The 14,229-nt window shown below is 47.9% G+C and carries 8 protein-coding genes and 1 pseudogene; 8 read left to right on the top strand and 1 reads right to left on the bottom strand.

Annotation, left to right across the window (positions count from 1 at the left end; translation table 11 throughout):
• Positions 1 to 31 precede the first annotated feature (31 nt).
• Positions 32 to 400 carry a ribosome recycling factor family protein gene (locus tag SG35_RS18645; protein ID WP_269082203.1) on the bottom strand — a complete coding sequence of 123 codons (369 nt, stop codon included), beginning with the start codon at positions 398 to 400 and terminating at the stop codon, positions 32 to 34.
• Positions 401 to 849: 449 nt separating this feature from the next.
• On the opposite strand from SG35_RS18645, the gene SG35_RS18640 reads away from it, so the two are divergent.
• The 8 genes and pseudogenes from SG35_RS18640 (at position 850) to SG35_RS18600 (ending at position 14,076) form a co-directional block, all read left to right on the top strand.
• On the top strand, positions 850 to 1,344 hold the full coding sequence (locus SG35_RS18640; protein ID WP_044835529.1) for a hypothetical protein: 495 nt from the start codon (positions 850 to 852) through the stop codon (positions 1,342 to 1,344).
• A complete protein-coding gene (locus tag SG35_RS18635) occupies positions 1,344 to 3,731 on the top strand; it encodes a S8 family peptidase (protein WP_053043388.1) in 2,388 nt (795 codons plus the stop codon). Before SG35_RS18640 ends, SG35_RS18635 begins: the two co-directional genes overlap by 1 nt.
• A gap of 481 nt (positions 3,732 to 4,212) precedes the next feature.
• Entirely contained in the window at positions 4,213 to 6,450 is a 2,238-nt protein-coding gene (locus tag SG35_RS18630) for a S8 family peptidase (RefSeq protein ID WP_274055150.1), read from the top strand.
• A gap of 731 nt (positions 6,451 to 7,181) precedes the next feature.
• Positions 7,182 to 9,272 (top strand): S8 family peptidase, encoded by a 2,091-nt coding sequence (locus SG35_RS18625; RefSeq protein WP_274055149.1) that lies wholly within the window; start codon positions 7,182 to 7,184, stop codon positions 9,270 to 9,272.
• 280 nt (positions 9,273 to 9,552) lie between these two features.
• On the top strand, positions 9,553 to 9,951 hold the full coding sequence (locus SG35_RS18620; protein WP_044833671.1) for a hypothetical protein: 399 nt from the start codon (positions 9,553 to 9,555) through the stop codon (positions 9,949 to 9,951).
• Between the two features lie 48 nt (positions 9,952 to 9,999).
• On the top strand, positions 10,000 to 10,173 hold the full coding sequence (locus SG35_RS18615; RefSeq protein ID WP_160298315.1) for a hypothetical protein: 174 nt from the start codon (positions 10,000 to 10,002) through the stop codon (positions 10,171 to 10,173).
• A gap of 32 nt (positions 10,174 to 10,205) precedes the next feature.
• Positions 10,206 to 11,406 (top strand): annotated as a pseudogene (locus tag SG35_RS32125) (S8 family peptidase).
• 351 nt (positions 11,407 to 11,757) lie between these two features.
• Positions 11,758 to 14,076 (top strand): S8 family peptidase, encoded by a 2,319-nt coding sequence (locus SG35_RS18600; protein ID WP_053043137.1) that lies wholly within the window; start codon positions 11,758 to 11,760, stop codon positions 14,074 to 14,076.
• Positions 14,077 to 14,229: the final 153 nt, after the last annotated feature.

Raw genomic sequence — 14,229 nt, 5'->3', positions numbered from 1 at the left:
GGCAGTAAGCCTTATATTGCCTTAAGCGGAGTTAATCAAGCCCTTCGAGTTCGTCGATTACGGTTCTTGCCTGTGCCAGGGTACAATCTGTCCGGGTTAATAATTCATTGACTGTGATCCCGGGTTTGCGCCGGGCGATAGCTAATAATTCATCATGGGTGATATCTTCACTGTGGCTTTTTAATAACTTGGCCAGCCATAACCAGGTCTGTTCATTCTCCTGGTGAATGATGTCAATAATCTCGCGTAATTGCTGACGGTTTGCTTTTAATTGCCAGTTTCTTGAACGGCCGATGCGCTGCAGATCACTGCCTGTGCTTCTTATATGCGCCTTTAAGGCGTAGGCCTTCATGGTTCTCCTTAAAAACGAGGGTAAGGTAACGGGTTTGAGATCTGGCAAAACTTACTCGGCAAAGCTGGACGATAAAGGCTGATCTTATAAGAAACAAGCTCAGATGAAAATGATCAATTTTCTCTGGCTGAGGTAAAGATAACCCCTCAGCCGTCAGATTCTTTTGTATTTATTCAGAGCGAGCCAGGGCTGGGCACGGTATCGTTACCGGCACAGGGCTGGCTGTTTGGGATTAACCCTAAGATTCGCCGGATATTTCAATCATTATTTTCGGTGCAGTGAATTTTTTCGCAGCTTCTTTCTTTGTCGTCTTCATTTTTTTCTTTTTCCGTATCTCCCGGGAGGCAGGAGATCTTTAATTTTTTACTGCTCTGCGATAAACCCTATCTATTAAATTAATAGATACAAGTGGTTATAACTTGGAAAAAGTAAACCTCTTCTTTTGGCATAAAGCATGTATTAGTCCTGAAGGTGTAACTTGATATAAGGCGGTAACGATGCAGTTTTCTGTTAACAACAAACAATCGACATCGAATACTTGTATGCTCAGAAGTTTGATAGAGGTCTTTTTTTTCAGTGCCGGGTTTCTGGCCCTTTGCTATTTTGTGATCAAGCATGTGCAATATGATCAGGATGAAGCTGATAAGTTCTCGCATCATCCTGTAGTGTCTTTGGAAATGAAAAACGTGCAGAACGAACAAAGGCCAGCATGGGCGTTGGGGCTTGGTCAGAAGCTGACGGATAGTGTATTTCCGATGCCAGCGCAGCATAGCGCAGAAGCCGGTGTTTCTGCTCAGTGGGGCCTTTTACCTTTAAGCTTTTTGGCAGGAAAGGAATATTTTCGTGAATACGTCGGAAATCAGGCATGCCTGGGTAATACGGACACTCAGAGCTGTTTTACCGAAAACGCCTTTTCCGCATTGAATGCGGGATATTTATGGGAAAACAAGCATTTGGAAGCAAATTTTGGCCTGATCCGGGAGTCACTATAATGAAAGCAAATGTATCCAGAGCTTTTGAACATTTATTTATTGTTAAAATTCTCTTGGCTTTTCTGCTGATCGGCGCCTTTATTTTATTCGCATTGCAACAAAAAACAGAGCATGTGTTAACTGACTCCGAAGCGCCTCAAGGGGCAGCAGTATCACCAACGGTCCCGGCACAACTTGTTCAGGAGAAGGCCTGGGAGGGGCGCAGCTATCTGGTGCAGGGAGATTTAAATGAGCTTAAGGCCCTGCTGTTAAAAGAAAATATTGAAATAAAGCGGGAGCTGGCGATCATCAGTGCGTTAAGCGTGGTATTAAATAAGCAGCAAAAAAACTGGCTGCAGCGCCAGCCTCAGGTGAAACGCATTTATATCGATCAGAGAATGGTTTTAGCGACAGGAGGTAGTAATCTTGAGGAGGTGGCGCCGCAAACCTGCCATGAATTTTCCATGTTAGACAGTTTCAGCTCAGGGGTCTTTAGCAATAATGACGGCACACTGCCTTTTGATGGTGACTGGCTGGAGCAGGATCTCAATAGCGGCATGATCAGCGGTGCCCTGAGCGGCAATATCAAGATCAACAACCAGGCATTGGAAATCCGTGGCCCTTTTAATCTGGCCGCCCCCCAGATCCAACGGGACTTTAGCGTTGCCAATGAAACCTATTTAGAGTTGGGGTTTGATCTCCAGGCCAGTGCGAGTGCCACGGTGAATGACGTGATGCAGCTTTATCTTATTACCGAAACCGGCAGCGTTAAGGTTTTGCAAAGCTTTACCGGTGATGCCCTGGCGGTAAAACGAAGAATATCTATCGACTTAACCGGCGATCACCAGAAATATAAAACCTTAGGCTTTCGGTTTCCCGGGGGCTTTACCAGCAGAGAGTCGGCTTTTTTTATCGATAATGTCCAGCTGGTGGTTGATACCGAACATCCCGGAAATTATGCCAGACAACATGCTGGTTTGACTTTGTCCGAAGAGCTTGACGGGGCAGGGGTGGGTATTGCTTTTATCGATACCGGCTTATATCTAGGCTATCTGGATGCTATGACGGGCACTGGCGGCGTAGGGGCAGTTGGAGAAGTGGATACGAATGCCGGTATGATCGAAACCGACGTTAAGCAAATTATTCGCCATAGCGTGATTGCAGATACCAATGCCGATACTCGTTATAACGACCAGCATGGCCATGGTTCCCATGTTATTGGTATAGCCACTGGTGACTTTTCCGGGCCTAATAAGTGCGTCGGTAGCTTGCAGTTGGGGGTAGCGCCTGCTGCGGATGTGATCAGTGTTAAGGCATTTGATGCCAATGGCATGGCCAGCTACGGTGATGTGATTGCCGCCTTTGACTGGGTGTTAACCAATCGGGAGCAATATAATATCAGGGTGTTAAATTTATCCTTTGGCGGTAAGGTACAGTCCAATTATTGGGATGATCCGGTCAACCAGGCGGTAATGAAACTTTGGCAGGCGGGAGTTACTGTGGTCGCCTCTGCGGGCAATACCGGTCCGGCTCCCATGACCATTACTGTACCCGCCAACCTCCCTTATATCATCAGTGTCGGGGCGATCACCAACAATTATACCAAGTCACTGACCAGCGATGACAGAATTACCCGGTTTTCTTCTGCTGGCCCCACATATGAAGGTTTTATCAAGCCTGAAATTGTTGCTCCCGGCGGGCATATGCTGTCCTATGCCGTGCCGGACAGCTATCTTAGCCAGCTATACCCAAAATTTCTCGACCGGGATAATGAGCATTTTATGGTGATGTCGGGAACCAGCCAGGCGGCAGCTGTGGTTAGCGGGGCGGTAGCCTTGTTATTACAGCAAGATCCGAGCCTGCAACCGGACGATATAAAATGTCGCTTGATGCACAGTGCTAAGCTGGCAACGCTGGATGACAATAACCTGGCCTATAGCCCTATGCGTCAGGGAGCCGGTAGTTTAAATCTGGCTGCAGCCCTGAGCGATACCAGCTACGCCTGTGCTAATCAGGGCTTGGATATTGAGGCGGATCTTGCCGGCTCTGTTCATTATACCGGGCCGGTACGTGCAAATGAGCTGGGGGAGTTCTATATCATCAGGAGCGATGGCAGTATTTGGCACCAGGGGTCGATTTGGAACGAGGGCTCTATCTGGAACGAGGGCTCTATCTGGAACGAAGGTTCTATCTGGAACGAGGGCTCTATCTGGAACGAGGGTTCTATCTGGAACGAGGGTTCTATCTGGAACGAGGGTTCTATCTGGAACGAAGGTTCTATCTGGAACGAAGGTTCTATCTGGAACGAGGGTTTTATCTGGAACGAGGGCTTTATCTGGAATGAAGGTTCTCTGTGGAATGAAACTGTGCTCCCTATGAGCCTGCAACAGATACCTGTACAAGAATAACGGGTGCCTAGTCCGGGCATTAAAGAGCCGGCAAGGCTTTTTAATGCCCGGGCTAGGCGGTTTAATCAAGCGGGAAGGCTAATGTTAAAACACAACAGGCTGCGGCTATGTCAGTTTCGGGCACTGTGTTGGCAAGCAGATGATGCCATCATGTCCTGGATAAACCGGCTTATTTATCTGCTATTTTGTTATCTTGGCCATCTTTTTCATGGTTGACGTTATCATTTTTTTCTATAAAAGTTTCACTGGACAATCATAACTTTCAGTTTATTCATCAATAATTTCAACCGCTTTTTTCATTTGCCGGGTTGGCCAGCCGGTAAGGTCAGCATACCGTAAACTTATTTTGCCCGAGAAAGCATTCTATCTTATTAAATATCAACTACTTAGTTTTTTTATTGCCAAAACCACTGTTTTTATTCCTTACTGGCATAAAGCGTGTATTAGCCATGGAGACGTAAACTCAATAAAGGTGGTTAGTATGTTTTTTTCACTTGATAAAAATCTGTTGTTACAGATTAAAAACAATAAATTACTCTTTGCTGTTGCTCTTATTTGCCTGCTCGGTTGCGCCCTGTTACTTTTTGATACCAGTTCGGGAAAACATTTCAAAGCAAGCCCGCCTACACCCTACCTGACGAAAGTGCCTATACCCGACAATACGGGCAAGGACTCCTATCTTATCCAGGGTCACAGTCTGGAAGCGCTCATGGCAATTGCTGCCAGGTTCAAGCTCGATGTGAGCCATAAGCTTAGTTCGATCAATGCCCTGGCTGTCACCATGGACTTGGCGACCTATAAGCAGTTACAGCAGCAGCCGGGTATTATCCGAATGCAGAAAAACAGTAAAAACCTGAAAGTTACGGCTAAAGGCAGTGGCAAAGGTGGCGATAAAGGCGGAAACCCGAAAGGGCTGTTTTTAGGGGCGTCGGAGGCTGAAAATATCGGCGGCGAACCCTTTTTAATCTTCAGTGGTAACAACAGCAGCTGGAAAGTGATTAACCGTGCCGGGATCAGCCTTGCTTTAAGTTCGATTGATTTGGCCTGGCCGCTGGAAAACGGGACCTTAATGCAGTTTAGTACCAGCAATGGTCTGCAGCTGGATACTTCTGCTTTAACCCCAAGCAGTGACAGCACCCATATGTATCTGACGTTAACCCCGGCTATGCTGGGCACTGATGCCTCCCTGGCAGCAAACCATACTTTTAGCTATGATTTGTTCTTTCAAAATGTCCCTTCAACTGCCTCCACTCAATACCAGCTTAAATTGACCTTTGCCGGAGATGCCTCGGTAAAAGAATATACCGACGGGCAGGGAACCTTGTTGCCGAACGACAACAGTGTTTACCGCGATACTTTTTATCTTGGCATGGTCAATGCCGATATTTTACAACAGCAAGGGATCACCGGGCTCGGGGTGACAGTAGCGGTGATAGACACAGGTTTGCGTGCCGATCCCGAATGGTCAATACAATATCTGGCACAAGGGGGTAATCGCATCAAAGCTTTTTATAATGCCATAGATGATACCTTGATCGATACCGCTGTATTTGATCTTAACGATGCCGAGCAGGGGAGTTTGTTACAGGACGGTCATGGACACGGCACTCATATCAGCTCCATTATTGCCAGGTCATTACCTGAACAGGATATCAATACCGGCGAATTTACAGGGGCTTATAACGGTATCGCTCCTAATGTTAACCTGGTTTCGGTGAAAGCCCTCGACAGCAATGGCCAGGGCACTTACGCCAATGTGATCCGCGGCATAGACTTTGTTATCGCCAACAAAGACCTGTATAACATCCGGGTATTGAATATGTCACTCAGTGCGGGGGTGCAATCCCATTACTGGGATGATTTCCTCAACCAGGCGGTCATGCGTGCCTGGCAGGCGGGCATTGTTGTGGTTGCATCTGCCGGTAATAGCGGGCCGGATGCCATGACCATAGGGGTACCGGGCAATGTGCCTTATGTGGTTACCGTCGGGGCGGTATCTGATAATTACTCTGTGACCAATAACAGCGATGATTTTCTGGCCACTTTTTCTGCGGCGGGTCCTACTTATGAAGGGTTTGTTAAACCTGAGCTGGTTGCTCCCGGCGGCCATATTCTCGGTTATATGCCCCCGGGTGCCTTTATACCGGGTAATTATCCCAATTTTTCTGATGGGCAGGGCTGGTTTATGATGTCGGGGACTTCACAGGCGGCGGCGGTGGTCTCGGGTGTTGTTGCCCTGGTTTTGGAGCAAGATCCTACTTTAACGCCGGATGAAGTGAAATGCCGCTTGATCAGTGCCGGCAACCCGGTATTAAATGCTCAGGGGGAGCTGGCGGTAAGTGTTTTCCAGCAGGGCAGCGGCTTAATTGATGCCTATGAAGCGGTTTATTCTTCGGCAACTGCCTGTGCCAACCAGGGGCTGGATATTGATGCCGATCTTGCCGGCACCAGTCATTTTGGCGGTCGGGCCAACCAGGATGCCAATGGCAATTATTATATTGACGGTATCGAAGGCAGTGGCTACTTATGGGCTGATGGTTATTTGTGGGCCGATGGTTATTTATGGGCCGACGGTTATTTGTGGGCCGACGGTTATTTATGGGCTGACGGCTATTTATGGGCTGATGGCTATTTATGGGCTGATGGCTATTTATGGGTCGATGGTAATATCCAGGCCAGTGGCAGCATACAGCCAAATGTCTGGGTTGGCCAAGAGTAAGTTTTTGTCGGTAATGGTCCGTGCAGGCCAGTTGTTCCGGATTTAAAGGAGTATATGAAAGCAGTAAAGTGCGGTAAGTGTTAACGGAATTAATTTTCGGGCTTATTTGTTTTTTCTGATTTAGTTTTAAGCATGTGCCGTACTTTTCCCTCCTCTTTGATATTTTTCCTGAGATTCGAGAGCTAACCCACAATTCTCTTGCATGTCTTATTAAATTTTGCTCCTGCTAATGAGTGACTGTTATTACATTTGATTAAGCGTAATTTTTTAAATGTCTAGAGTAAGCTTTTGATTTTCATTCGTATTTAAATTGTTCGCCATATCTTTCACTGTATTTGTCCATTTCGTAATTCTTTTCGTTATTTTTTTCGTTATTTTTTTCATTATTTTTTCAGCACCTGAAATACATTTATTTGTGGCGTTAATTAACTTTATAAGTACTTTAAAAACAAGGTGGTATGTGTTTTTGTTTGTTTTGTAAGTAGTTGGCGTAAAACCTGTATTACCTGCTTTAGATGTAAATACTTGAGGTCATCATTATGGAATTATTTGATAGCAGTAAACGGTTGATTTTTAACATATCTGCTTTGAGAGGAGGCATTGGCGTTTTTTTGCTCATCGTGTTGTTGTATATGCTGGCAATAAATAATCAACAACCTCAGGAGGGAGCTGGCTTTTTACCTTCAGCAGCAGCCGCCAGACAGGCATCCTTTATTATTCAGGGGAGCAGTATGACCGAACTGCTGACGGTAGCAGGGCAATTGCAATTGGCTGTCAGCCATGAGCTGGCAATCATTAACAGCCTGGTTGCAGATCTCACCCATAGCCAGTTTTTACAACTGAAACATCTGCCGCAAGTCACAGCCTTAACCCTTAATAGCCAGGTGCACGTGAGTGGTAAGGTCAAGGGAGGCGGCGACTCTGCAGATGATGATGGTAGCTCAGTTATGCTGGGATTTAGCGGGTTGGCAGAGACAGCAACTGAGGTAAGCGACAATGTTTCAGATTATCTGAAAACAGAACCTTTTCTGACGTTAATTCATAAAAAGATGAGTTTAGGCGTACGTAATACCGGTGATCATAAGTTAGAGATCGAGCGTATTGAAATGAGCTGGCCGAAGAAAAATGGCCGCTTGACCAAGTTTTCAGTATTAGACACGCCTTTAACTAACGGTGTGGCCGAGCCGGGTGAACTCAGTGCCGATGGTTTATATTACACCAGCGTGATCCCGGGTACGGCTTTAAAGAAACAAAAAGCACTGAGAGGGGGCGTAGATAAATATTTTCAATGGACTTTTGAGCACAGGCCCGCGAATAACATGAGCCAATATCAAGTTCGCTTTCACTTGAGTGATGGCAGCTATGGCCAATTCACTTTTGGTGAAGGGATGATGTTACAGGGGCGTGACCGGGATACCTTTTTTCCTACTGTGGTGACAGCCGATAAGGCGCACCGCAACGGGCTTACCGGTGCCGGCGTCACCATTGCGGTGATCGACAGCGGTTTATCCCGGGATAACAATTTGCAGTTTGATATCGCCGGTAACAACCGCCTGGCAGCGGTTTATGACGCGGTTGGTGACAAATTGACCGACACGGCTTTGCTGGATAGCAACACTTTTGGCGACCTTGTCCGTTCCGGTATTGCCGACGATGACGGTTTTGGTCACGGTGCCCATATCGCTTCGGTGATTGTCCATTCAAAGGAAAGCCTGGATATCACTAGCGGGGAGAGCAGCGGCTCATTTAACGGTATCGCCCCTAATGCCCGGCTGTTAGTGATCAAAGCTATTGACGATAACGGTAATGGCAGTTATGCCGATGTCATACGCGGCATCGACTTTATTATTAACAACAAAAATAAATATAATATCCGGGTGCTCAACCTTTCCCTCAGTGCCCCGGTAAAATCCCATTACTGGCAGGATCCATTAAATCAGGCGGTGATGCGCGCCTGGGCCGCAGGCATAGTGGTGGTGGCGTCTGCCGGCAATAATGGCCCGGATCCTATGTCAATCGGCGTACCGGGCAATGTCCCTTATGTGATCACCGTCGGGGCGATGACGGATAGTTTCACCCCGACAGATATCAGTGATGACAAGCTGGTAAGTTTTTCATCATCAGGGCCTACCTATGAAGGCTTTGTTAAACCGGAAGTGATGGCGCCCGGAGGGCATATTCTCGGCAGCATGAATAAAAATTCCTATCTGGCAACCACGCACCCTGAATATCATGATCTCAACCGCTGGTTCATGATGTCGGGTACTTCCCAGGCGGCGGCGGTCGTCTCGGGCAGTGTGGCCCTGATGTTGGAGCATAATCCGGAGCTGACCCCGGATGAAGTGAAATGCCGCTTGATGATGAGCGCCAATCCGGCACTTGACGAGCAAGGTCAGTTGGCCGTCAGTATTTTTCAGCAGGGCAGCGGTTTAATTGATGTCACTAAGGCGATAAACAACCTGGCTTTTGGTTGTGCCAACCAGGGATTGGATATTGATGCCGATATTGCCGGGCAGCAGCATTTTGGCGGGCGCAGCCGTCAGCATGAAAACGGCGACTTTTATATCAGCGGCCTTGAGGGCACGGGTTATGTCTGGGCGGACGGTTATGTCTGGGCAGACGGTTATGTCTGGGCGGATGGCTATGTCTGGGCAGATGGCTATGTCTGGGCGGATGGCTATGTCTGGGCAGATGGCTATGTCTGGGCAGATGGCTATGTCTGGGCGGACGGTTATGTCTGGGCAGACGGTTATGTCTGGGCGGACGGTTATGTCTGGGCGGATAGTCGCATATCTTCGAATGTCTGGGTATCACAGGAGTAAGAGTAATGAAACTTTTTTATCTTGAACATTTTCTATCGAAAATATCGCTTTGCCCGGGTTATCGGCTTACTGGTGATCCTGCTGACAAGTTTTATCCTGTTTTATCGTTTAAGCCAGGGCTTGGCAAAGAACTGATACAACAGCTCAACAATGAGCTGGTTAGGTTTGGCTATTTCAGTGCTGTCGGGCCCGGTAGTGAAGTAAAGCCAAGCCAACGTTACTTGGTGCAGGGAAAAAATGTTGAATTTTTAACCGCTTGCTCAGGCAAAGTGAGTTACCTGTGCTTAAAACCCTGGGTATTATCAATGCCGTAGGTACTGAGCTTACCCTGAGGGAAAAAGCCACACTGGAGCAAGCCAACCCGGAACTGGTTTTTTATCCTGATCAGCAACTGGCTTTAGCGGGTAAAGACGGAAGTAAAGAAAGTGTTGCACTCCCTTCCCCGAACAGCTGTGGACCGGACTTTGATGTCCTCGATACTTTTAGCGGTATCAGTTTTGACAATCATGACGGTGTCGATCGCTGGGAAAGCAAATGGTGGGAGTGGGAGCCGGATAATAGTGATGGCGCCGACAATGGCCATATCTGTATTGATAACGGCTTTCTGGTCCTTACCCCTAACCAGGGGGCGGCTGGATCAGTCGTCAGGTGTCACTGCCGAGAAGTACCGAGTCTTTAATGCTTCACCTTTGATTTTGAACTGGCGGGGTTGGCACAGGATGAAAAATTGAAAGTGCTGTTTAGCGGCGATACCGTTAATTTTGATACCCTGACCCCGAAAAAGAGCGGGTTAAAGGGCAAGCGACGTTATCATGTCAGCCGTTATGCCGACATGGCGACCAGTTGCGTTTTGAGCTGGCAAGTGCGCCGAAAAGTGCCGATCGGGGTTATTTCGCCATAGATAATGTGCACTTTTATAAAGATCCCGGCCATATGTCTGCTTATCTGGCCATGCAAACCGGTGCGAATAACTTGCATCAGCAGGGGAGCACCGGGCAAGGGATGAATATAGCCATACTTGATACCGGCAGTTTTAGCAATGAAAGTATAGGCGCTGAAGATGATAACAGGATCATTGATACCTTAAACCTTTTAGATGATGGTAGAACAGATGTGCTGGATCTGCATGGTCACGGCAGCCATGTTGCCAGTGTTATCGCCAGCAGTTATGCCAGCTCTGAGTTTGACCTGACAAGGTGTACGAGGCAGGTCAATGCCCAGGGCATGGCACCTGAGGCTGGCCTGGTGTTAGTGTGCGCCTTTGATGATTTAGGGGGGAATTATATGGATGTTATTGCCGGTATCGATTATGTTGTGAACAATGCTGAGGCGCTCAATCTCCGGGTATTGAATTTGTCATATGGCGCACAGTCCCGTCCCTATTATTGGGATGATCTTCTGAATCAGGCGGTGATGAAGGCTTGGCAGGCGGGTATTGTGGCGGTGACTTCAGCCGGCAATACCGGGCCGGTGCCGGGTTCTGTTACTGTCCCCGGAAACGTGCCCTATGCGATCAGCGTCGGGGCCGACCCTGGAGGCTTTTGTCAAGCCTGATTTGTTGGCGCCGGGGGGATACCTGCTGGGTATGATGCACAGCCAGGCAACCATTGCCAACAAATATCCGGGCTTTAGTGACGGTAAAAAGTTTTTTGTGATGTCGGGCACCTCACAGGCAGTTGCCGTGTTCAGTGGCGCCGTCGCGTTATTATTGCAAGCCGAACCTGGGTTTAGCCCGGATGATGTTAAATGCCGGCTAATGCACAGTGCTAGGTCGGCGGTGGCAGAGAATGGTTTATTGCGTTATTCGCCGTTCCAGCAGGGGGCGGGATTAATGGATATTTATGCCGCCAGCAAGAGTGATGTTTCCGGCTGTGCCAACCAGGGATTAGATATTGATGCCGATCTTGAAGGCAGCCGACACTTTCAGGGGCCGGCGCTGATCGATGAAAACGGCCGTTTTGCCCTGCCAGCCCCCGATGGCAGTTTGTGGAATGAAGGTTCGATGTGGAATGAAGGCAGTATCTGGTATGAGGGATCTTTTTGGAATGAGGGCTCGTTCCGGAACGAAAGCTCATTTTGGAATGAAATTGCCTCCGGTGTTATGGGGGGGAACTCCTGGGTAGATCAGGAGTAATCTCCTTCATTTCTTGTCAGCAATGAGTGGATGAGCAATCCCGTCGATTGGCGGGGCTCTGCCGTGTTGCGCTATTGTTTGATGTTTATTGCTTGTTAAAAGTGCATGTTTTATTTTCGCCGTATGTTTCAGTTCCATTCGTTTTCGTCACTTCTTTCGCCACTTCTTTCGTCATTTTTTTATTCTTTGTTCGATTTAGTGTTTATTCGTGACTGGCAACAGAGATTTTGAGTCAAATAAAGGTGAATAGTCTTTTAAATCAAGTTACTATCATTTTTTTGCTATGGCTTACAGTTATTGGCATAAAAAGTGTAGAACCTTTGCTGATGAAAATTCAATGGAGGTGGAAGTATGAATTTTTCTTTGGTGAAGACTACTTGGCTTATTGCGCTAAATGTGATTATTAAGCATAGACTGACCAGCATTATCGGAGGAATTACTTTAATTGGCTTTGGCTTATTACTGTTCGATATCAGCAATGCCGGGGATGGAAGATACGGGGAAGCGGAAAACCTGCCTACGGTGATAACTGAAAATCAGCCGGTAGTAAATACCCGGCTAGAGGCCTTTCCCGAGGTTTTATCCGCGAATACTCACCATTCTTACCTGATTCAAGGGCAAAGTATGGAGATCCTGATGGCGATAGCCGAGCAGTTTAATCTGGAGGTCAGCCATAAGCTTGAAGCGATTAATGCCCTGGCGGTGACACTGGATAATGTGACCCGCAAGCGCTTAAAGCAAACCCCGGGCATTATCCGCATTCAAAAAAACAGTAAAAGCCTGGCGATTACCGCAAGCAAAAATGGTAAGGGCGGGGGAAAAGGGAATGGCAAGGGCGGTGGCAAGGGCGGCGGTAATAGTATTCCTATTCTTAATGCCCCGGTATCGAGTTATATCGATGCCGAGCCCTTTTTAACTTTTGATGCCAACTATACCCGCTGGAAACTGGTCAACCGGGCAAACAACAATTTTGCTTTAAGCTCAATCGAGTTGGCCTGGCCGATAGTAAATGGCCCTCTGGCTCAGTTTACCGTGAACAACTCCGGCGGTGTGGATACCGGTAATTTAACCGCCACCAGTGACGGTGTGTATATGTACCTGACCTTAACCTCACAAATGTTGGGGACTCATGCTGATTTGAGCAAAAATAAAATCACCGAATATGGCCTGGTGTTTACCCATGAACCGGCAACGGATGCCGGTTTATACCAGATTAACTTAACTTTTGCCCTGGATGATTCCAGCAAAGCTTTTATCGAGGGGCAGGGTAGTTTGATCCAAAGCCTTAATGATGCCTACCGGGACAGTTTTTATCCCGCTATGGTCAAGGCGGATATCTTACATGAACAGGGGATCACCGGCGATGGTGTGACCGTTGCCGTAGTTGACTCGGGTCTGCGGGGAGATTTCGACTGGTCGATGCAATATAAGGTCAACGGCGGCAACCGCATCAAGGCTTTTTATAATGCGATCAGCGATACCTTAGTCGATACTCATATATTTGATAAATTTGACGCTGAGCGTCACGGTTATCTGGAGGACGGCAACGGTCACGGCAGCCATATCAGTTCGATTATCGTCCGCTCCCTGCCTAAGGTAGATGCCATGACCGGCGAATATGAAAACAGTTATAACGGCATTGCCCCCAATGCCAACCTGGTGGCGGTAAAAGCCCTGGACACTAACGGCCAGGGCACTTATGCCGATGTGATCCGCGGCATAGATTTTGTGATCGCCAACAAGGAAAAATACAATATCCGTATTTTAAACCTGTCGTTAAGTACGTCAGTTCAGTCTCACTACTGGGATGATTTATTAAATCAGGCGGTGATGAAAGCCTGGCAGGCGGGCATCTTTGTTGTTGCCTCCGCCGGTAATACCGGTCCCGATGCCATGACGATAGGGGTGCCGGGTAATGTGCCTTATGTGATGACGGTTGGTGCGGTATCGGATAATTATTCGGTGACCAACAGCAGCGATGATTTCCTAGCCCGTTTCTCTGCCGCAGGCCCAACCTATGAAGGTTTTGTCAAACCTGAGCTGGTGGCGCCCGGCGGGCATATTCTCGGCTTTATGCCCAGTGATGGTAAGCTGGCACAGGATCACCCCGAATTCTTTGACGGTATCGGCTGGTTTATGATGTCCGGTACTTCCCAGGCCGCGGCGATAGTCTCCGGTATTGCCGCACTGGTACTTGAGCAAGATGTCAATTTATCACCCGATGAGCTCAAATGCCGACTGCTCAGTGCCGGCCAGCCTGCCGTCAATGGACAGGGCCAGCTGGCGGTCAGTATCTTCCAGCAGGGGAGCGGCTTAATTGATGCCTACCAGGCGGTTTATTCTTCTGCCGCCGGCTGTGCCAATCAGGGATTGGATGTTGATGCCGATCTGGCCGGTACCAGCCATTTTGGCGGACGGGCCAATCAGGATGAAAACGGTCAATATTATATCAGCGGCCTTGAAGGCAGCGGTTATCTCTGGCAAGACGGTTATCTGTGGGTGGACGGTTATCTGTGGGCGGACGGCTATTTGTGGGCGGACGGTTATTTATGGGCAGACGGCTATTTATGGGCGGACGGCTATCTATGGGCGGACGGTTATCTATGGGTGGATAGTCATTCGACCATGGCCGATAAAATCGAAGCGAATGTTTGGGTGTCTCAGGAGTAGATACTGAAATCATCTGTTCGTTAGCTGTTATCAATGTTGCCGGCAGTGATGACATCGGTGTTTTTATATTGTAAAAGCCGGTACATTTTTTGGAGCAATAGACCTTAAGGGCTTTGCTCCTTTTTTTGACCAGTATTTCGCTTTAGCGGCTTC

The sequence above is a fragment of the Thalassomonas actiniarum genome, assembly GCF_000948975.2.
Classification (GTDB): Bacteria; Pseudomonadota; Gammaproteobacteria; order Enterobacterales; family Alteromonadaceae; genus Thalassomonas; species Thalassomonas actiniarum.
The sequence above is the reverse complement of the archived record's forward strand: the minus strand, read 5'-3'. Positions and strand labels throughout refer to the sequence as shown.

Coding starts and splice junctions, on each gene's coding strand:
- SG35_RS18640 (WP_044835529.1), top strand. CDS start 850: ATGCAGTTTTCTGTTAACAACAAACAATCGACATCGAATACTTGTATG.
- SG35_RS18635 (WP_053043388.1), top strand. CDS start 1,344: ATGAAAGCAAATGTATCCAGAGCTTTTGAACATTTATTTATTGTTAAA.
- SG35_RS18630 (WP_274055150.1), top strand. CDS start 4,213: ATGTTTTTTTCACTTGATAAAAATCTGTTGTTACAGATTAAAAACAAT.
- SG35_RS18625 (WP_274055149.1), top strand. CDS start 7,182: ATGACCGAACTGCTGACGGTAGCAGGGCAATTGCAATTGGCTGTCAGC.
- SG35_RS18600 (WP_053043137.1), top strand. CDS start 11,758: ATGAATTTTTCTTTGGTGAAGACTACTTGGCTTATTGCGCTAAATGTG.